Source organism: Falsirhodobacter xinxiangensis (genome assembly GCF_004959935.1).
In the GTDB taxonomy this organism is placed as follows: Bacteria; Pseudomonadota; Alphaproteobacteria; order Rhodobacterales; family Rhodobacteraceae; genus Falsirhodobacter; species Falsirhodobacter xinxiangensis.
Genome location: NZ_SMYN01000030.1, coordinates 1 through 20,838, shown reverse-complemented (window position 1 = coordinate 20,838; position 20,838 = coordinate 1). Strand labels below are relative to the sequence as shown.

At 62.1% G+C, this 20,838-nt stretch carries 17 protein-coding genes and 1 tRNA gene; all 18 read left to right on the top strand.

All coding sequences use genetic code 11. The annotated features are described in order from the left end of the window. Positions 1 to 354 precede the first annotated feature (354 nt). Entirely contained in the window at positions 355 to 585 is a 231-nt protein-coding gene (locus E2K76_RS18970) for a hypothetical protein (protein WP_136686014.1), read from the top strand. Between the two features lie 85 nt (positions 586 to 670). After that, complete coding sequence (locus tag E2K76_RS18965; protein ID WP_136686013.1) at positions 671 to 907, top strand: hypothetical protein; 237 nt, start codon at positions 671 to 673, stop codon at positions 905 to 907. A 102-nt stretch (positions 908 to 1,009) separates the two neighbouring features. After that, positions 1,010 to 1,085: transfer RNA gene (locus E2K76_RS18960), tRNA-Trp, on the top strand. 63 nt (positions 1,086 to 1,148) lie between these two features. Then, complete coding sequence (secE, locus tag E2K76_RS18955) at positions 1,149 to 1,340, top strand: preprotein translocase subunit SecE (protein WP_136686012.1); 192 nt, start codon at positions 1,149 to 1,151, stop codon at positions 1,338 to 1,340. Positions 1,341 to 1,462: 122 nt separating this feature from the next. Continuing rightward, the gene (nusG, locus tag E2K76_RS18950; protein WP_136686011.1) at positions 1,463 to 2,005 is read left to right on the top strand and encodes a transcription termination/antitermination protein NusG; all 543 of its coding nucleotides are present in this window, start codon (positions 1,463 to 1,465) and stop codon (positions 2,003 to 2,005) included. Between the two features lie 89 nt (positions 2,006 to 2,094). After that, complete coding sequence (gene rplK / locus E2K76_RS18945; protein ID WP_136686010.1) at positions 2,095 to 2,547, top strand: 50S ribosomal protein L11; 453 nt, start codon at positions 2,095 to 2,097, stop codon at positions 2,545 to 2,547. After that, complete coding sequence (rplA, locus tag E2K76_RS18940; RefSeq protein ID WP_136686009.1) at positions 2,547 to 3,245, top strand: 50S ribosomal protein L1; 699 nt, start codon at positions 2,547 to 2,549, stop codon at positions 3,243 to 3,245. The genes rplK and rplA overlap by 1 nt, the downstream gene beginning before the upstream one ends. Before the next feature lie 101 nt (positions 3,246 to 3,346). Next, complete coding sequence (locus E2K76_RS18935) at positions 3,347 to 4,051, top strand: class I SAM-dependent methyltransferase (RefSeq protein ID WP_136686008.1); 705 nt, start codon at positions 3,347 to 3,349, stop codon at positions 4,049 to 4,051. Beyond that, complete coding sequence (locus E2K76_RS18930; RefSeq protein WP_136686007.1) at positions 4,051 to 4,752, top strand: glycosyltransferase domain-containing protein; 702 nt, start codon at positions 4,051 to 4,053, stop codon at positions 4,750 to 4,752. Before E2K76_RS18935 ends, E2K76_RS18930 begins: the two co-directional genes overlap by 1 nt. A gap of 268 nt (positions 4,753 to 5,020) precedes the next feature. Then, positions 5,021 to 5,536 (top strand): 50S ribosomal protein L10, encoded by a 516-nt coding sequence (gene rplJ / locus E2K76_RS18925; protein WP_136686006.1) that lies wholly within the window; start codon positions 5,021 to 5,023, stop codon positions 5,534 to 5,536. A gap of 66 nt (positions 5,537 to 5,602) precedes the next feature. Then, the gene (gene rplL / locus E2K76_RS18920; protein ID WP_136686005.1) at positions 5,603 to 5,980 is read left to right on the top strand and encodes a 50S ribosomal protein L7/L12; all 378 of its coding nucleotides are present in this window, start codon (positions 5,603 to 5,605) and stop codon (positions 5,978 to 5,980) included. A 240-nt stretch (positions 5,981 to 6,220) separates the two neighbouring features. Then, the gene (rpoB, locus tag E2K76_RS18915) at positions 6,221 to 10,354 is read left to right on the top strand and encodes a DNA-directed RNA polymerase subunit beta (protein WP_136686004.1); all 4,134 of its coding nucleotides are present in this window, start codon (positions 6,221 to 6,223) and stop codon (positions 10,352 to 10,354) included. Between the two features lie 48 nt (positions 10,355 to 10,402). Next, on the top strand, positions 10,403 to 14,599 hold the full coding sequence (gene rpoC, locus E2K76_RS18910) for a DNA-directed RNA polymerase subunit beta' (protein WP_136686003.1): 4,197 nt from the start codon (positions 10,403 to 10,405) through the stop codon (positions 14,597 to 14,599). A gap of 47 nt (positions 14,600 to 14,646) precedes the next feature. Next, the gene (locus tag E2K76_RS18905) at positions 14,647 to 15,489 is read left to right on the top strand and encodes a glycosyltransferase (RefSeq protein WP_136686002.1); all 843 of its coding nucleotides are present in this window, start codon (positions 14,647 to 14,649) and stop codon (positions 15,487 to 15,489) included. 240 nt (positions 15,490 to 15,729) lie between these two features. Then, positions 15,730 to 17,412 carry a malate dehydrogenase (quinone) gene (gene mqo / locus E2K76_RS18900; RefSeq protein ID WP_136686001.1) on the top strand — a complete coding sequence of 561 codons (1,683 nt, stop codon included), beginning with the start codon at positions 15,730 to 15,732 and terminating at the stop codon, positions 17,410 to 17,412. 271 nt (positions 17,413 to 17,683) lie between these two features. Further along, positions 17,684 to 18,055: a 30S ribosomal protein S12 gene (rpsL, locus tag E2K76_RS18895; protein WP_045391765.1), complete on the top strand. Its 372-nt coding sequence runs from the start codon at positions 17,684 to 17,686 to the stop codon at positions 18,053 to 18,055. Between the two features lie 11 nt (positions 18,056 to 18,066). Continuing rightward, positions 18,067 to 18,537: a 30S ribosomal protein S7 gene (rpsG, locus tag E2K76_RS18890; RefSeq protein ID WP_136686000.1), complete on the top strand. Its 471-nt coding sequence runs from the start codon at positions 18,067 to 18,069 to the stop codon at positions 18,535 to 18,537. A gap of 24 nt (positions 18,538 to 18,561) precedes the next feature. Continuing rightward, positions 18,562 to 20,685: an elongation factor G gene (fusA, locus tag E2K76_RS18885; protein ID WP_136685999.1), complete on the top strand. Its 2,124-nt coding sequence runs from the start codon at positions 18,562 to 18,564 to the stop codon at positions 20,683 to 20,685. The last annotated feature ends 153 nt before the right edge of the window (positions 20,686 to 20,838 follow it).

The window sequence follows — 20,838 nt, the reverse complement described above, 5'->3', positions numbered from 1 at the left end:
TGAAGGCGGCCGCACCGTCGGCGCAGGCGTCGTGTCGAAAATCATCGCCTGATCCGTTTATTGGGATCGTGGGTGAGGGGCCGCACGAAAGTGCGGCCCCTTTCGTATTTGCGCACTTGGAACTGCGAACGCGTCATTCAACTGTCATAAATGCACAACTGGAGTGCATTTGAGCCCTCGCGGTGCAACGCTCATGCAAATAATTGTTTTAATTCAAAAATACAGCGATCAGTCTCTTAAATTTACTTCTTGCAACTGTGCGTGATTGCGCGACCCCTTCCACAGGCGATCAGTAGTGTGCATATCTGCTTCACCGACGAAGAAACGTCGAACATGATATGAAGGAATGCACAGATGAAACGCATCGCTCTCGCCTCGGCTGCCGCCCTTGTTGCCCTGACCGGCGTGGCTTCGGCCCAATCGGCAACCCAGCTGACCTCGGCCGCACAAGTGACGCTCTCGACGCTGGCGCCGAATCTCGACACCGACTCGCTCAGCCCGATTCAGGTCAGCCAGCTGAACGGCGCCGTGGATTCGGACAACGGTCTGACCGCCGCGCAGATCAAAACGATCGTCGCGCGCTAAAGCAGTGGGCGGCAGGGAACCGCTTCGCGCCTTCCGCTCTTGTCCCGGTGCACTGACAAACGTCACCGACAAGAAAGGAAAGACCATGAAAGCCTTGACCCTTGCCGCTGCTGCATTCTTCGCCGTTGCCGGGGCGTCCTACGCCCAAGAAGCCCTGTCCACCGGAGCGGTGGAGCAACTTCAGACGCTGGCACCGACGCTGGACGTGACCACGCTGACCCCGATCCAGATTTCGGAAATCAACGAGGCGGTCGCCTCGCAGGACGGTCTGGATGAGTCGGAGTTGAACACCATCATCGGCAAGATGGAACCGGCGAATTGATGGATGCGGGCCGCCTTCGGGCGGCCCGTTTCACATTTGCGGAATGCCCTTCGGTTTTCCGCTTGCGTTCCGATCCCGCGTGCCTTAGCAGACCCTCCGTGTAGGAGTTTAGCTCAGTTGGTAGAGCATCGGTCTCCAAAACCGAGGGTCGTGGGTTCGAGTCCCCCAACTCCTGCCATTCCTTCTTGAAACCTTTCCGCGAAGCGCGTATCTGCGCCCGGACCGAAGAAGGACCAAGGCAATGGCGAATCCGATCCAGTTCATCCAGCAGGTGCGCACCGAGGTGGGCAAGGTCGTCTGGCCGACCAAGCGCGAGGTCGCGCTGACCACCGTGATGGTCTTCGTGCTGGCCGCATTGACCGCGACCTTCTTTTCGCTGGTCGACATGGGCATCCGCTTCGGGCTGAGCGAGATCCTGCACGCCTTCAACTGAGGCGCTTTTTTCTTGTAATCCGAGGGGCGGGGCGATATTCCCGCCCGAAATCAGCGGACAATGGCGCGCAGCGATTCGGTTGCGCGCTGTTTTTTGTTCCGCGAAACGAGGAAGGTTGAAGCATGGCGAAGCGTTGGTATTCGGTAAGCGTTCTCTCGAACTTCGAGAAGAAGATTGCCGAGCAGATCAAGCAAGCCGTGATCGATGCCGGCCTTGAAGACGAGATCGAGGAAGTCATGGTGCCGACGGAAGAGGTCATCGAGGTGCGCCGTGGCAAGAAGGTGACGAGCGAGCGGCGCTTCATGCCCGGCTATGTGCTGGTGAAGATGGAGATGTCGAATCGCGGCTATCACCTGATTTCGTCGATCAACCGCGTGACCGGGTTCCTTGGCCCGCAGGGCAAGCCGATGCCTATGCGCGACGGCGAGGTGAACGCGATCCTGAACCGCGTGGACGAGACGACGGGCGAGGCCGCCCAGCCGCGCAACCTGATCCGCTTCGAGATCGGCGAGACGGTGAACGTGACCGACGGCCCGTTCGAAGGTTTCGCCGGCATGGTCGAGGATGTGGACGCAGAGCACAGCCGCCTGAAGGTGACTGTGTCGATCTTTGGCCGGGCCACCCCGGTCGAACTGGAATTCACTCAGGTGACGAAGACCGCCTGAGCGACCGTGTGGGAGGCTCCCCGGTCCTTGGACCGTGTGGCCGGACCACTAAACCGTGCCTTCGGGCATTGTGACAAAGGAGAGGCCAAATGGCCAAGAAGATCATCGGGCAGCTGAAGCTGCAAGTCAAAGCGGGGCAAGCCAACCCGTCCCCGCCCGTCGGCCCGGCACTGGGTCAGCGCGGCCTGAACATCATGGCCTTCGTGAAGGAATTCAACGCGAAGACCGCTGATATCGAGCCCGGCACGCCGACGCCCGTCATCATCACCTACTATCAGGACAAGTCGTTCAGCCTGGAGCTGAAGACGGCTCCGGCCTCGTTCCTGCTGAAGAAGGCCGCTGGTCTGCCGCCGGTCGGCAAGCGCAACCGCGCCAAGGGTTCGGTGAAACCGGGCCGTGAAGTCGCAGGCACCGTCACCGTCGCGCAGATCAAGTCGATCGCCGAAGCGAAGATGAAGGACCTGAACGCCAACTCCGTGGAAGCTGCGATGCAGATCATCCTCGGCTCGGCGAAATCCTGCGGCATCGAGGTCAAAGGTTAATCATGGCACTTGGTAAACGCACTAAAGCAGCCCGCGCCGCATTCGAGGGCAAAGACCTGATCACGGTCGAAGATGCCGTCAAGCTGATCAAGACCTCGGCCACGGCCAAGTTCGACGAGACGCTGGAAATCGCGCTGAACCTGGGCGTCGATCCGCGTCACGCCGACCAGATGGTCCGCGGCGTTGTCACGCTGCCGAACGGCACGGGCAAGACCGTCCGCGTCGCAGTGTTCGCCCGCGGCGCCAAAGCTGACGAAGCCAAGGCCGCCGGTGCTGACATCGTCGGCGCAGAAGACCTGATGGAGACGATCCAGTCCGGCAAGATCGAGTTCGACCGTTGCATCGCGACGCCGGACATGATGCCGCTGGTCGGCCGTCTGGGCAAGATCCTGGGCCCGCGCAACCTGATGCCGAACCCGAAGGTCGGCACCGTGACCATGGATGTCGCCGGCGCCGTCGGCAACGCCAAGGGCGGTGAAGTCCAGTTCAAGGTCGAAAAGGCCGGCGTGATCCACGCCGGCATCGGCAAGGTCTCGTTCGAGGAAGGCAAACTGGCCGAGAACGTCCGCGCTTTCGTCGAAGCCGTGTCGCGCGCCAAGCCGACCGGTGCGAAAGGCGCCTACCTGAAGAAGGTTTCGCTCTCCTCGACCATGGGTCCGGGCGTGTCGGTCGACCTGACTTCGGCCACCGGCAACTGATCCGGCGCCTTGCAAGATTGAAAGCCACCCCTTGCGGGTGGCTTTTTTTATTTCCGCACCTGGGTTAACGTCTGTCATCGAATACAACCGAGAGGTGCGCGATGGGCGACGGTGGAGTGCGGCGGCTTTCTAAGCGTCTGTCGGATGATCTGGTGGCGCGGATGGGCAGCGGAAGCGTTGACAGCGACGGCGATATGCAAATCTATCGCTATGGTGCGAACGGCGCTTTCGATCCCGAGCTTTATCGCGCGGTGCAGACCGAAGCGAACCGCATGAAGATCGACAACCAATGGGTTCCCGAGGCGCATATCAAGATCCTTGCCGATTACCTTACCGGCGCTGGAATCAAGGTTGCGCGCGGCATCTGTCACGGCACCCGGCGCGGAAACGAACAGCTTTGGTTCCGCAGTCACCTGCCGGGTGCCGATGTCTTCGGGACCGAGATTTCGGACACCGCGACCGACTTCCCGCACACGATCCAGTGGGATTTTCACGACGTCGATCCCGACTGGATCGGATGTTTCGATTTCGTCTATTCGAACTCTTGGGATCACGCGCATGATCCCGAACGTGCCTTTCGCGGCTGGATCGACTGTCTTGCGCCGGGCGGCGCGTTGCTTCTCGATCACGGCTGGAATTATATGCCTGAGCGGGTGAGCGCCATGGACCCCTTCGGGATTTCGGAGGACGGCCTGATCGCCATGCTTGACCGGATCGGCGGCGGTGCGGTCCGCGAGGTGATCGAGGGCGGATCGCATGGGCGTCTGCCGATCCGCACCATCGTCTTCCGGAAGCCTGCTGCCTGATGCGGATTGCCGTCTATTCGTGCTACTTCGGCAATCCCGAACCCTACACCCCCGACGCGATGGGGGCGGGTCAAGGGTATGACCGTATCCTGTTCACCGACCGGCCCGATTTGGAGGTTGCCGAGGGGGTGCGGCGCGAGGTGCTGACCGCGGGCGATGCGGGCGCGATTGCCGCGTCGCGCCTGCCGAAGCTGTGCCCGCACAAATTCCTGTCCGGCTATGACTGGGTGATCTATGTCGACAACCGCGCGCGCCTGCGGGTCGATCCTGCGGCTTTCGTCGCGGTGATCGAGGCGCGGTTCCCGGAGGGTGCGCCCCGCACCCGCTATGCTTTTCGCCACGACCGCACCCAATGCATCTACCGCGAGATCAAGGCCTGCCAGCGCATGGGCTACATGACGCTCGAAGCGCGCGAGGCGCTGATCGCCGCCTATCGCGCCGAGGGTCTGCCAAGCGATGCGGGATTGTTCGTGAATACGGCGATGGTCCAGCGCATGGGCGATCCGGCGGCGGATGCCTTCAACGAAGGCGTCTTTGACCATGTGACCCGTGTGACGCGGCGCGACCAGATCGGTTTCGCCTACAAGGTCTGGCGCGAGCAGTTCCCCCTCGTCGTTCTGGAGGAGGGGCTTGCCGACGTGGTCGAATGGCCGCTTTACAGCTTTCGGACGCGCCGCCGGTTTCAGCGCGGGGCGGCGTGACGATGGGGGCTTGGCGAACCGGTTGCAAGACGTTAAAAGCGGCCTCTGCGGAAGGTTGTGCGATTCGTCGCTTGCCTTGCGCATTCGTCCTAGACGGTGGGTGCGGGGTCCGCTTCGCTTAATTTCCTGCCTGAGATGGGTTATCGAGACAGATTTCCGGGGATTTCCTCGGGCGATCATGGCCTCGGGACCCTGTTGGGACCCGAATGCCCCATTTCGGTGGGGCTGAACAGAGCCGGGGGGAAACCCCCATACTTGGAGTGAACCTGTGGATAGAGCCCAGAAAGAGAAAGTGGTCGAGGAACTCGGCCAGATCTTCGAAAGCTCTGGCGTAGTTGTCGTTGCACACTACGCAGGTCTGACGGTTGCACAGATGCAGGACCTGCGCGCGAAAATGCGCGAAGTTGGCGGGTCCGTACGCGTTGCCAAGAACAAGCTCGCCAAGATCGCCCTTGATGGGAAACCCGCGCAAGCAATGGGTGACCTGCTCACGGGCATGACCGTGCTCGCTTTCTCGGAAGACCCCGTCGCTGCGGCGAAGGTCACCGAGGCATATGCCAAGACGACGGACAAGTTCGTCATCCTTGGCGGTGCAATGGGCGGCACGATCCTGGACCAGGCCGGTGTCAAAGCTGTTGCCGCAATGCCGTCGCGCGAGGAGCTTATCGCTTCCATCGTCGGCTGCATCGGCGCTCCTGCTTCGAACATCGCTGGTGCGATTGGCGCGCCTGCTTCGAACATCGCCGGCATCCTCTCCACCCTGGAGGAGCGGGAAGCCGCCTGAGCAACCTTGGCCTGCGTGGTTGAAAACAACCGCGTTGGAACCCATCTTTTTTGAACGGAACAGAACATGGCTGATCTGAAAGCACTTGCCGAGCAAATCGTGAACCTCACGCTGCTGCAAGCTCAAGAACTGAAAACCATCCTGAAAGACGAATACGGCATCGAGCCCGCCGCTGGCGGCGCCGTCATGGTCGCAGGTCCGGCTGCTGGCGCTGCTGCCGCTGCCGAAGAAGAAAAGACCGAGTTCGACGTCGTCCTGACGGACGCTGGCGCGAACAAGATCAACGTCATCAAAGAAGTCCGCGCCATCACCGGCCTGGGCCTGAAAGAGGCGAAAGATCTGGTCGAAGCAGGCGGCAAGGTCAAAGAAGGCGTTGCCAAAGCCGAAGCCGAAGAAATGAAGAAAAAGCTGGAAGCAGCTGGCGCGAAAGCCGAGCTGAAGTAATCCGGCTTGATGCCGTTCGGCATCATTGCTTGACTAGGCTGGGTCCGAGAAATTCGGGCCCAGCCGAACCTGTCTTGGAGGGGGCTTTCGCGAAAGTCCCGCCCAAGGCGCGGTTCAGGGCTCGGGAGCTTGCCGGTGGGACGGCGGGCATGAATGGAGCCTTACCCCCTGCTTCGCAAGCGGCGCGCGCCCGGTCCCCGACGGACACGCGCCTGCGAGACACGAAAGGTGACCTTGAGCATGGCTCAGAGCTACGTTGGCCAGAAGCGCATCCGCCGCTACTTCGGCAAAATCCGTGAAGTGCTGGAAATGCCGAACCTCATCGAGGTTCAGAAATCCTCTTACGATCTGTTCCTGAAATCGGGCGAAGCCCTGAAGGCGACGGATGGCGAAGGGATTCAGGGCGTCTTCCAGTCGGTCTTCCCGATCAAGGATTTCAACGAGGTCGCGGTTCTGGAGTTCGTGAAATACGAGCTGGAGAAGCCGAAATACGACGTGGACGAATGCCAGCAGCGCGACATGACCTATGCCGCGCCGCTGAAGGTGACGCTGCGCCTGATCGTGTTCGATGTCGACGAGACCACGGGCAACCGCTCGGTCAAGGACATCAAGGAACAGGACGTCTATATGGGGGACATCCCCCTGATGACCGCCAACGGCACCTTCGTGGTGAACGGGACCGAACGGGTGATCGTGTCCCAGATGCACCGTAGCCCTGGCGTGTTCTTCGACCATGACAAGGGCAAGACCCATTCCTCGGGCAAGCTGCTGTTCGCCTGCCGCATCATTCCCTATCGCGGATCGTGGCTGGACTTCGAATTCGACGCCAAGGACATCGTCTTTGCCCGCATCGACCGCCGCCGGAAGCTTCCGGTGACGACCCTGCTCTATGCCCTTGGCATGGATCAGGAAGCGATCATGGACGCCTATTACAACACCGTCCAATACAGCTATCAGAAGAACAAGGGCTGGGTGACCAAGTTCTTCCCCGAGCGTGTTCGTGGCACCCGTCCGGCCTTCGATCTGGTGGATGCCGCCTCGGGCGAGATCATCTGCAAGGCGGGCGACAAGATGACCCCGCGCATGGTCAAGAAGTTGCTGGACGAAGGTCAGGTCACGGAACTGCTGCTGCCGTTCGACCAGATCGTCGGCCGTTATGTCGCCAAGGACCTCATCAACGAGGAAACCGGCGAGATCTGGGTCGAAGCCGGCGACGAGCTGACGATGGAATACGATCGCGACGGCGAGGTGAAGGGCGGGACCCTGAAGCTGCTGCTCGATCAGGGCATCACCGACATTCCGGTTCTGGACATCGACAACGTCAACGTCGGTCCCTACATCCGCAACACGATGGCGGCGGACAAGAACATGGGTCGCGACACCGCGCTCATGGACATCTACCGCGTCATGCGTCCGGGCGAGCCGCCGACCGTCGAAGCCGCAGCACAGCTGTTCGAAACGCTGTTCTTCGATAGCGAGCGTTACGATCTGTCCGCCGTTGGCCGCGTGAAGATGAACATGCGCCTCGATCTGGGCAAGGCCGACACGGACCGCACGCTGGACCGCGCCGACATCATCGCCTGCATCAAGGCGCTGACCGAACTGCGCGACGGCAAGGGCGAGATCGACGACATCGACCACCTCGGCAACCGCCGCGTGCGGTCCGTGGGCGAGCTGATGGAGAACCAGTATCGCGTCGGGCTGCTTCGCATGGAGCGCGCGATCAAGGAACGCATGTCCTCGGTCGAGATCGACACGATCATGCCGCAAGACCTGATCAACGCGAAACCGGCGGCGGCGGCTGTCCGCGAATTCTTCGGCTCCTCGCAGTTGTCGCAGTTCATGGACCAGACCAACCCGCTGTCCGAAGTCACGCACAAACGTCGTCTCTCGGCTCTGGGGCCGGGCGGTCTGACGCGCGAACGCGCGGGCTTCGAGGTTCGCGACGTTCACCCGACCCACTATGGCCGGATGTGCCCGATCGAGACGCCCGAAGGTCAGAACATTGGTCTGATCAACTCGCTGGCCACCTTTGCCCGCGTCAACAAGTATGGCTTCATCGAAACGCCGTATCGCAAGGTCGTGGACGCACAGGTGACGGACGACGTCGTCTATATGTCGGCGACCGAGGAGATGCGCCACACCGTCGCACAGGCCAACGCAACGCTGGATGGGGAAGGGCGCTTCACGTCCGACCTGATCTCCACCCGCAAGGCGGGCGAGTTCATGCTGAACCCGCCGGAAGCCGTGGACCTGATCGACGTGTCGCCGAAACAGCTGGTTTCGGTCGCGGCCTCGCTGATTCCGTTCCTTGAAAACGACGACGCCAACCGCGCCCTCATGGGCTCGAACATGCAACGTCAGGCTGTTCCGCTGCTGCAATCGGACGCGCCCTTCGTCGGCACTGGGATCGAGGCCGTTGTGGCCCGCGATTCCGGCGCCGCGATCATGGCCCGCCGCGCAGGCATCATCGACCAGGTGGACGCGACCCGTATCGTCGTCCGCGCAACCGAGATGCTGGAGCCGGGCGAGCCGGGCGTGGACATCTATCGTCTGCGCAAGTTCAAGCGGTCGAACCAGTCGTCCTGCATCAACCAGCGTCCGCTGGTGAAGGTGGGCGACAAGGTTGCCCGCGGCGAAGTCGTGGCCGACGGTCCCTGCACCGACATGGGCGAACTGGCTCTGGGCCGGAACGTCATCGTCGCGTTCATGCCGTGGAACGGCTACAACTACGAGGACTCGATCCTGATCTCGGAGCGCATCCTGAAAGATGACGTCTTCACCTCGATCCACATCGAGGAATACGAGGTCGCCGCCCGCGATACGAAACTGGGGCCGGAAGAGATCACGCGCGACATCCCGAACGTAGGCGAAGAAGCCCTGCGCAATCTGGATGAAGCCGGCATCGTCTATATCGGTGCCGAGGTTCAGCCGGGCGACATCCTCGTCGGCAAGATCACCCCGAAGGGCGAGTCCCCGATGACGCCGGAGGAGAAGCTGCTCCGCGCCATCTTCGGCGAGAAGGCATCCGACGTGCGCGACACCTCGCTGCGTCTGCCGCCGGGTGCCTATGGCACGATCGTCGAAGTGCGGGTCTTCAACCGTCACGGCGTCGACAAGGACGAGCGCGCGCTGCAGATCGAGCGTGAGGAAGTCGAACGTCTGGCCCGTGACCGCGACGACGAGCTGGCGATCCTCGACCGCAACATCTACTCGCGTCTGCGCACGCTGGTTCTGGGCAAGACGGCCGTCAAAGGCCCGAAAGGCATCAAGGCCGGCTCGACCGTGGACGAGGAACTGCTGGGCACCCTGTCGAAGGGCCAGTGGTGGCAGCTTGCACTGGGCGAGGAAGCCGACGCAAAAGAGGTCGAGGCACTGCACGAGCAGTACGAGGCCCAGAAGCGTCAGCTCGATCACCGGTTCGAGGACAAGGTCGAGAAGGTCCGCCGTGGCGACGATCTGCCCCCGGGCGTGATGAAGATGGTCAAGGTGTTCGTCGCGGTGAAGCGCAAGCTGCAACCGGGCGATAAGATGGCCGGTCGTCACGGGAACAAAGGGGTTATCTCCAAGGTGGTTCCGGTCGAGGACATGCCGTTCCTTGCCGACGGCACCGCGGTCGATCTGGTTCTGAACCCGCTGGGCGTGCCGTCGCGTATGAACGTCGGTCAGATCCTTGAAACCCACATGGGCTGGGCCGCGCGCGGTCTGGGCATCAAGATCGACGAGGCGCTTCAGGGTTACCGCCGCGATGGCGACATGACCCCGGTGAAGGACGCCATGCGTATCGCCTATGGCGACGAGACGTATGAGGCTGCCTTCGGCGAGCGTGACGACGACGAGATCCTTGAAATGGCGGGCACCGTCACCAAAGGCGTTCCGATCGCGACCCCGGTCTTCGACGGCGCGAAAGAGCCGGACGTGAACGACGCGCTTCGCCGCGCTGGCTTCAACGAAAGCGGTCAGTCGATCGTCTTCGACGGCCGCTCGGGTGAGCAGTTCGCGCGTCCCGTCACCGTCGGCGTCAAGTACATGCTGAAGCTGCACCACCTTGTGGATGACAAGCTGCACGCACGTTCGACCGGACCGTACAGCCTCGTCACGCAGCAGCCGCTGGGTGGTAAGGCGCAGTTCGGTGGCCAGCGTCTGGGTGAGATGGAGGTCTGGGCTCTGGAAGCCTACGGCGCCGCCTATACCCTGCAAGAGATGCTGACCGTGAAGTCGGATGACGTCGCAGGGCGGACGAAGATGTACGAGTCGATCGTCAAGGGCGAGGACAATTTCGAAGCCGGCGTGCCGGAATCGTTCAACGTTCTCGTCAAAGAGGTCCGCGGTCTCGGCCTCAACATGGAACTCCTGGATTCGGAGGAAGAATGAGGGCGTTCGCGCCCCCATTCACCCGCATCCCTTCTGTAAGGACATGAAATGAACCAGGAACTCAGCACCAACCCGTTCAATCCGGTTGCGCCTGTTCGCACCTTCGACGAGATCAAGATCTCTCTGGCTTCGCCGGAGCGGATCCTGTCGTGGTCCTATGGCGAGATCAAGAAGCCGGAAACCATCAACTACCGCACGTTCAAACCCGAACGTGACGGCCTGTTCTGCGCGCGCATCTTCGGGCCGATCAAGGACTACGAATGCCTGTGTGGCAAATACAAACGCATGAAGTATCGCGGCGTCGTCTGCGAGAAATGCGGCGTCGAGGTCACCCTGCAAAAGGTGCGCCGCGAGCGTATGGGCCATATCGAACTGGCCGCGCCCGTTGCACACATCTGGTTCCTGAAATCGCTGCCCAGCCGCATCGGTCTGATGCTGGACATGACGCTGCGGGATCTGGAGCGCATCCTCTACTTCGAAAACTATGTCGTCATCGAGCCGGGTCTGACCGACCTGACCTATGCGCAGATGCTGACCGAGGAAGAGTTCCTCGACGCGCAGGACCAGTATGGTGCCGACGCCTTCACCGCGAACATCGGTGCGGAAGCCATCCGTGAGATGCTGGCCGCGATCGACCTTGACCAGACCGCGCAACAGCTGCGCGAGGATCTGAAAGAGGCGACGGGCGAGCTGAAGCCGAAGAAGATCATCAAGCGTCTGAAGATCGTCGAATCGTTCCTCGAGTCGGGCAACCGCCCTGAGTGGATGATCCTGACCGTTCTGCCGGTGATCCCGCCAGAACTGCGCCCGCTGGTCCCGCTGGACGGTGGCCGGTTCGCGACCTCGGACCTGAACGACCTCTATCGCCGCGTGATTAACCGGAACAACCGCCTGAAGCGCCTGATCGAGCTTCGCGCGCCGGACATCATCGTGCGCAACGAAAAGCGGATGCTTCAGGAAGCCGTCGATGCGCTGTTCGACAACGGCCGCCGCGGCCGCGTGATCACGGGCACCAACAAGCGCCCGCTGAAATCGCTGTCGGACATGCTGAAGGGCAAACAGGGTCGTTTCCGTCAGAACCTTCTGGGCAAACGCGTCGACTTCTCGGGCCGTTCGGTCATCGTGACGGGTCCGGAGCTGAAGCTGCACCAGTGCGGTCTGCCGAAGAAAATGGCGCTGGAGCTGTTCAAGCCCTTCATCTACTCGCGTCTGGAGGCCAAGGGCCTGTCCAGCACCGTGAAGCAGGCGAAGAAGCTGGTCGAGAAAGAGCGTCCCGAGGTCTGGGATATCCTGGATGAAGTCATCCGCGAGCACCCGGTTCTGCTGAACCGCGCGCCCACGCTGCACCGGCTGGGGATTCAGGCGTTCGAGCCGATCCTGATCGAAGGCAAGGCGATCCAGCTGCACCCGCTCGTCTGTTCGGCATTCAACGCCGACTTCGACGGTGACCAGATGGCCGTCCACGTCCCGCTGAGCCTTGAAGCGCAGCTGGAAGCCCGCGTTCTGATGATGTCGACGAACAACGTCCTGTCGCCCGCCAACGGCGCGCCGATCATCGTTCCATCGCAGGACATGGTCCTTGGCCTGTATTACACGACCATGGAGCGTAAGGGCATGGTCGGCGAAGGCATGGCCTTTGCCGATGTCGAGGAAGTGGAACACGCGCTGGCTTCCGGCGCGGTGCATCTGCATGCCAAGATCCAGGCGCGGATCACCCAGATCGACGAAGAAGGCAACGAGGTCGTCAAGCGTTACGAGACGACTCCGGGCCGTCTGCGTCTGGGCAACCTGCTGCCGAAGAACGCGAAAGCGCCGTTCGAACTGGTGAACCGTCTTCTGCGTAAGAAGGACGTGCAGAACGTCATCGACACCGTCTACCGCTATTGCGGTCAGAAAGAGTCGGTCATCTTCTGCGACCAGATCATGGGCATGGGCTTCCGCGAGGCGTTCAAGGCCGGCATCTCGTTCGGCAAGGACGACATGTTGATCCCCGACACCAAATGGTCGATCGTGAACGACGTTCAGGATCAGGTGAAGGAATTCGAACAACAGTATATGGACGGCCTGATCACTCAGGGCGAAAAATACAACAAGGTTGTCGATGCCTGGTCGAAATGCTCGGACAAGGTCGCGGGCGAGATGATGGCCGAAATCTCGGCGGTGCGTTACACCGACGAGGGCGCTGAAAAAGAGCCGAACTCGGTCTACATGATGTCGCACTCGGGGGCGCGGGGCTCGCCTGCGCAGATGAAGCAGCTGGGCGGGATGCGCGGCCTGATGGCCAAGCCGAACGGCGAGATCATCGAGACGCCGATCATCTCGAACTTCAAGGAAGGTCTGACCGTTCTTGAATACTTCAACTCGACCCACGGCGCGCGTAAGGGTCTGGCGGACACGGCACTGAAAACGGCGAACTCGGGCTATCTGACCCGCCGTCTGGTGGACGTGGCGCAGGACTGCATCGTGCGCGTCACGGATTGCGGCACCGAAAACGCGATCAACGCTTCGGCGGCGGTCAATGACGGTGAAGTGGTCCTGTCGCTGGCCGAGCGTGTGCTGGGCCGCGTGGCCGCCGACGACGTTCTGGTTCCGGGCACCGACGAGGTGGTCGTGGCGAAGGGCGAGCTGATCGACGAGCGCAAGGCCGATGCGATCGAGCAAGCCGGCGTCGCCAACGTCCGCATCCGCAGCCCGCTGACCTGCGAGGCCGAGGAAGGCGTTTGCGCCGCATGCTATGGGCGCGACCTTGCCCGCGGCACGCTGGTCAACATCGGCGAGGCTGTCGGCATCATCGCCGCGCAGTCCATCGGCGAGCCGGGCACGCAGCTGACGATGCGGACCTTCCACATCGGCGGCATCGCGCAGGGCGGCCAGCAGTCGTTCCTCGAAGCCAGCCAAGAGGGCCGCATCGAGTTCCGCAACCCGAACCTTCTGGAAAACGCCGCTGGCGACCAGATCGTCATGGGCCGGAACATGCAGATCGCGATCATCGACGAGGCCGGTCAGGAACGGGCGTCGCACAAGATCAGCTACGGCTCGAAAATCCACGTCAAGGACGGTGCATCCGTCAAGCGTGGCGCCAAGCTGTTCGAATGGGACCCCTATACCCTGCCGATCATCGCCGAAAAGACCGGCGTGGCGCGGTTCGTGGACCTCGTGTCGGGCATCTCGGTGCGTGACGACACGGACGAAGCGACCGGCATGACCCAGAAGATCGTGACCGACTGGCGTTCGGCCCCCAAAGGGTCGGACCTCAAGCCGGAAGTGATCCTGATGGACCCGGAAACCGGCGAGCCGCTGCGCAATGAGCAGGGCAACCCGATCTCCTATCCGATGTCGGTGGACGCGATTCTGTCGGTCGAAGACGGACAGGACGTGAAGGCCGGCGACGTGGTGGCCCGTATCCCGCGCGAAGGCGCACGGACCAAGGACATCACCGGGGGTCTTCCGCGCGTGGCCGAACTGTTCGAAGCCCGCCGTCCGAAGGATCACGCGATCATCGCCGAAAACGATGGCTACGTGCGCTTCGGCAAGGACTACAAGAACAAGCGCCGCATCGCGATCGAGCCGGTGGACGAAAGCCTGCAGGCCGTCGAATACATGGTGCCGAAAGGCAAGCACATCCCGGTGCAGGAAGGTGACTTCGTGCAGAAGGGTGACTACATCATGGACGGCAACCCCGCGCCGCATGACATCCTGCGCATCATGGGTGTCGAGGCGCTGGCGAACTACATGATCGACGAAGTGCAGGACGTGTATCGTCTGCAAGGCGTGAAGATCAACGACAAGCATATCGAGGTGATCGTGCGGCAGATGCTGCAGAAATACGAGATCCTCGATTCGGGCGAGACGACGTTGCTGAAAGGCGAACACGTCGACAAGGCCGAGCTTGACGAGGTCAACGCCAAGGCGGACCACCACGGCATGCGCCGCGCCAATGCGGAACCGATCCTGCTGGGCATCACCAAGGCGTCGCTGCAAACGCGCAGCTTCATCTCGGCCGCGTCCTTCCAGGAAACGACCCGCGTGCTGACCGAGGCTTCGGTTCAGGGCAAGCGCGACAAGCTCGTCGGCCTGAAGGAGAACGTCATCGTCGGTCGTCTGATCCCGGCAGGGACGGGCGGGGCGACCAGCCGCGTCAAGAAGATCGCGCTGGATCGCGACCAGAAGGTCATCGACGCGCGGCGTGACGCAGCCGAAGGCGCGGCTGCCCTTGCCGCCCCCCAGGAAGGCGCTGCAGAGTAAACGAGAAGGCCCCCTTCACCGGGGGCCTTTTTCATTGCGGGGGACGCATGAAGGTTCAGGTTCTGGGGTTTTGCCGCTTTTCGCTTCTGGTCTCGGGGGGCTTTCAGGTCCTGCACGAGACCTTGGCAGACAGGCGGCGCGCGCTTTACGATCCGGCGAACCTTGCCTTGCGTTTCCATTGGTTCGAACATGTCTGCCTTCCGGCATGGCGGCGCCAGACCGATCCCGATTTCACGCTGATCGTCGCGACGGGAGAGGACTTTCCCGCACCGTGGCTTGACCGGCTGCGCGCGTTGATCGCCGATATCCCCCAGATCGCGCTGCATCAGGCCGCGCCTGAAAAGCATCGCCCGCTTTGCCGCAAGATCCTGCGGCGTTATACCGACGAGAGCGCTGATGTCGTCGCGCAGTTCCGAATGGATGACGATGATGCCGTGGCGGTCGATTTCGTCCAGCGCGTGCGTCAGGATTTCCTTGCCAAACTGGTGCCGATGTATCGCGCCGAGGGACGGATCTGGTCCGATTACTGCCGCGGTTTCACCCTGATGACCCCGCCCGAAGGCTTGACGGTCCTGCCGCAGGCGGCCGACCGGATGACGGCGGCCCTGACGCTTTACAAGGCACCTTCGGAACATGCCTGTGTGATGGATTACGGCCACCACAAGCTGAACCAGATGATGAACGGCGTCCTGTTTCAGGACAGCTTCATGTATATCCGGGGCAAGCACGGAAAGAACGACAGCAGCGGCGGCCGCTTTCGCCACGACGGCGCGCTTCTGGAAGGTGAATTGAACATCCCGGACATCCTGCGGGAACGGTTCGCCGTCGAACTGGATCGGTTCGAGGAGAAAATCCTGCAAGCCGCCGCCATGCACCAGTTGCATGGGTGATCCCACGCCAGCAAGGGGGCGGCTGGAAACCTGACGCGCGGTGGGACAGGGTGGAAAGCGTAAGTAGTTGTTCTCGCGTGAAATAATCGATCTTCACAACCTGTATTACCTTTGCCGCGCTGCCTGTCCGACATGCCTGCAAGTGCATGCTGCGCTTGCACACGATGGGATGCCGACCTACGACGCGCGCACCCCCTCGGAACGAGGGAAAGGCAAAAAGAACAACGAACCGGGTTGAACATGACTGAAGACAATTCGCGCGACGCAACCGGCGGGATTCTTGAAATGAACCGCCGCCAGCTTCTGGGAACGGCGGCTGCGGGTGTGGCCGTCTCGGCGCTGCCCCCGGCGGTGATGGCCCAAGGGGCGCCCCGCAAGATCGACGTGCTGCTGGTCGGCGGCGGCATGATGAGCTCGACGCTCGGCGTGCTGCTGCACGAACTGGAGCCGGGCTGGACCATCGAAATGGTGGAACGCCTGGACGCGGTGGCCGAGGAAAGCTCCAACGGCTGGAACAATGCCGGGACGGGCCATTCGGCGCTGTGCGAGCTGAACTACACCCCCGAGGATACCGACGGGAACATCCAGATCGCGGCGGCTGTCCGCATCAACGAGATGTTCCAGATCACCCGTCAGTTCCTGTCGCATCAACTGAGCGCCGGCGTTCTGAAGAACCCGCGCAGCTTCATCAACTCGACGACGCATATGAGCTTCGTCTGGGGAGACGAGAACGTCGAATACCTGCGCAAGCGGGCTGAGGCGCTGAAGGCCAGCCCGCTGTTCGCCGGGATCGAATATTCGACCGATCAGGCGCAGATCGCGGAATGGGTTCCGCTGATGATGGAAGGCCGCGATCCGGCGCAGACCATCGCCGCCACCCGCGCGCCGCAGGGCACCGACGTGAACTTCGGCGAGATCACCCGCCAATATGTCGCACACCTGTCCACGCTGCCGGGCTTTGCACTGCACACCTCGTCCGAGGTGCGCGGGATCGAGAAGAACGAGGACGGCTCTTGGCGCGTGACTTGGGCGAACATGGAATCGGGTGCCGAGGAAGTGGTCGATGCCGGGTTCGTGTTCCTTGGCGCAGGGGGCGGCGCGCTGCCGCTGCTGCAGATGTCGGGCATCCCGGAAGGTGACGACTATGCCGGTTTCCCGGTCGGTGGCCAGTTCCTCGTGACCGAGGACCCGGAGGTCGTGACGCGCCACCTGGCCAAGGCTTACGGCAAGGCCTCGGTCGGCTCGCCGCCCATGTCGGTGCCGCATCTGGATACCCGTTTCCTCGACGGCAAGCAGGTTCTGCTGTTCGGACCGTTCGCGACCTTCTCGACGAAGTTCCTGAAGGAAGGATCGTATTTCGACCTGCCCGCCTCGGTGACGCTGGAGAACATCTGGCCGATGCTGAAAGTGGGCTGGGACGAGTTCGGGCTGGTGCAATACCTCGCCGGGCAGCTCATCCAGTCGGACGAGGACCGTTTCGCCGCGCTGCGCGAATACTTCCCCGAGGCGAACCCCGATCAGTGGCGTCTGTGGCAGGCTGGCCAGCGCGTGCAGATCATCAAGCGCGACGAGGAAAAGGGCGGCGTTCTGAAGCTGGGGACCGAGATCGTGTCTTCGGAAGACGGAACGATCGCGGCGCTTCTGGGCGCATCGCCGGGGGCATCGACCGCGGCGCCGATCATGCTGGACGTTCTGCGCAAGGTCTTTGCCGAGAAACTGGCGACCCCGGAATGGCAGGAAAAGGTCCGCCAGATCGTGCCGAGCTTCGATGTGAAGCTGAACGACGATCCGGAACTGGCGCTGCGCATCATGACCGCCACCGCCGCCGCGTTGGACCTTCCGGCACCCGTCGCGCCGGAAGGCACGCTGCCCGCCGCGCCTGCGGCAGGCGAGGTGCCCCGCGTTCCCGATATGGCGCTGTGAGGGCAGGGGGGTCCTGTTGACATCGGCAGCGACTCCCCCTATACGCCCGCTACCGAGATGCGCGGGACCAGTCCGCGCATTTCATATCAAGGTATCTAGTGGTCACGATCCGGGCCTGTGCGCTCCGATCCTCTGAATCTCCACCGCGTCGTCCCGCGCTAGGGGCGGATGCGGTTTTGGCGTTTCTGTTGCCACGCAGAACGCCCTTAGCTGGCGCCCCCCGACAGGATCCGGGCAGGCGTGAACGTAACAGGAAGCAACGGGGAACCGAATGCCGACGATCCAACAGCTTATCCGCAAACCGCGGGAGCCGAAGAAGACCCGCTCCAAGTCGCAGCACCTGGAGTCCTGCCCGCAGAAGCGTGGCGTGTGCACCCGCGTGTACACCACGACGCCGAAGAAACCGAACTCCGCTATGCGGAAGGTCGCGAAAGTCCGCCTCACCAACGGGTTCGAGGTGATTTCGTACATCCCGGGCGAAAAGCACAACCTTCAGGAACACTCTGTTGTCCTGATCCGCGGCGGCCGGGTGAAAGACCTTCCGGGCGTTCGTTACCACATCCTGCGCGGTGTGCTCGATACGCAAGGTGTTAAAGACCGTCGCCAACGCCGTTCGAAATACGGCGCGAAACGTCCGAAGTGAGGTTCTGAGAGATGTCCCGTCGTCACGCCGCCGAGAAGCGCGAAATTCTGCCCGATGCCAAGTTCGGCGATCGGGTTCTGACCAAGTTCATGAACAACCTGATGATCGACGGCAAGAAATCCGTCGCCGAATCGATCGTCTACAACGCGCTCGACCGCGTTCAGACCCGTCTGAAGCGCGAGCCGATCGAAGCCTTTCACGAGGCGCTGGACAACGTGAAGCCGTCCGTGGAAGTGCGTTCGCGCCGCGTTGGTGGTGCAACGTACCAGGTTCCGGTCGAAGTCCGCACCGAGCGCCGCGAAGCCCTGGCGATCCGTTGGCTGATCACCGCTGCGCGCAAGCGTAACGAGAACACCATGGAAGAGCGTCTGGCTGCAGAACTCTCCGACGCCGTCAACAACCGCGGCACCGCGGTCAAGAAGCGCGAAGACACCCACAAGATGGCCGACGCGAACAAAGCGTTCAGCCATTACCGCTGGTAACCCATCAGCCTGAGGACCGAACCAATGGCACGCGACTACCCGCTGCAACGCTACCGCAACTTCGGGATCATGGCTCACATCGACGCCGGTAAAACGACGACGACTGAGCGGATCCTGTACTACACCGGCAAGTCCCACAAGATCGGCGAGGTGCATGAAGGCGCCGCGACGATGGACTGGATGGAGCAGGAGCAGGAGCGTGGCATCACGATCACCTCGGCTGCTACGACCACTTTCTGGCAGCGCCAAGAAGATCCGACCAAGGAAGGCACTTCGGACACGAAGTACCGCTTCAACATCATCGACACCCCCGGCCACGTCGACTTCACCATCGAAGTCGAACGTTCGCTGGCGGTGCTTGACGGTGCGATCTGTCTGCTGGACGCCAACGCCGGTGTCGAGCCGCAGACCGAAACCGTCTGGCGTCAGGCCGACCGCTACAAGGTTCCGCGGATCGTGTTCGTCAACAAGATGGACAAGATCGGTGCCGACTTCTTCAACTGCGTGAAGATGATCAAGGACCGCACCGGCGCGACCCCGTGCCCGATCGCTCTGCCGATCGGTGCCGAGGACAAGCTGGAAGGCATCGTCGACCTGATCAAGATGGAAGAGTGGGTGTACGAGGGCGAAGACCTCGGCGCATCCTGGGTCCGTCGTGCGATCCGCGCCGACCTGCAGGACGTCGCCGCCGAATGGCGCGCGAAGATGATCGAACTGGCCGTCGAAATGGACGACGCCGCGATGGAAGCCTATCTGGAGGGCAACGAGCCCGACGAGGCGACCCTGCGCGCGCTGATCCGCAAAGGCACCCTGTCGCTGACCTTCGTTCCCGTCACCGCGGGTTCGGCGTTCAAGAACAAGGGTGTCCAGCCGCTGCTGAACTCCGTCATCGACTTCCTGCCCTCGCCGCTGGACGTTCCGGCCTATACCGGCTTCGCACCGGGCGACGAGACGGAAACCCGCAACATCGAGCGTTCGGCCGATGACGCGCAGCCCTTCTCGGGTCTGGCGTTCAAGATCATGAACGACCCCTTCGTCGGCTCGCTGACCTTCACGCGCATCTATTCGGGCGCGCTGAAGAAGGGCGACTCGATGCTCAACTCGACGAAGAACCGCAAGGAACGCGTCGGCCGGATGATGATGATGCACGCCATCAACCGGGAAGAGATCGAAGAAGCCTTCGCGGGCGACATCATCGCGCTGGCCGGTCTGAAGGACACGACCACCGGCGACACCCTGTGCGACCCGAACAACGCGGTCGTTCTGGAAACGATGACCTTCCCCGAGCCGGTGATCGAGATCGCGGTCGAGCCGAAGTCGAAAGCCGACCAGGAGAAGATGGGCCTCGCCCTCGCTCGCCTGTCCGCCGAAGACCCGTCCTTCCGTGTGGAAACCGATTTCGAATCGGGCCAGACGATCATGAAGGGCATGGGCGAACTTCACCTCGACATCCTCGTCGACCGTATGCGTCGCGAGTTCAAGGTCGAGGCGAACATCGGTGCGCCGCAGGTGGCCTACCGCGAGACCATCTCGCGCGAAGCCGAGATCGACTACACGCACAAGAAACAGACCGGTGGTACCGGCCAGTTCGCGCGCGTGAAGCTGGTCATCACCCCGACCGAGCCGGGCGAAGGTTATTCGTTCGAATCGAAGATCGTGGGCGGGACGGTTCCGAAGGAATACATCCCGGGCGTCGAGAAGGGCATCAAGTCGGTCATGGACTCCGGTCCGCTGGCAGGCTTCCCGGTCATCGACTTCAAGGTCGCGCTGATCGACGGTGCGTTCCATGACGTCGACTCCTCGGTTCTGGCTTTCGAAATCGCCGCTCGCGCAGGGATGCGTGAAGGCATGAAGAAAGCGGGCGCCAAGCTGCTTGAGCCGATCATGAAAGTCGAAGTGGTCACGCCGGAAGAATACACCGGTTCGATCATCGGCGACCTGACCTCGCGTCGGGGCATGGTCCAGGGTCAGGACAGCCGCGGCAACGCCAACGTCATCACGGCGATGGTCCCGCTGGCCAACATGTTCGGCTACATCAACAACCTGCGTTCCATGTCTTCGGGCCGCGCCGTGTTCTCGATGTCGTTCGACCATTACGAAGCGGTTCCTCAGAACATCTCGGACGAGATTCAGAAGAAATACGCATAAGGTTGTGGCGGGGATGATCCCCGCCCTTCCATTTTCCGGCCGGGTGTTGCATACGCCCGGTCAATCCTGTAGGGCGGGGCCTTCCCGCTGCTGCGGAACCCGAATCGAGAGGAAGCCACGATGGCAAAGGCAAAGTTTGAACGGACGAAACCG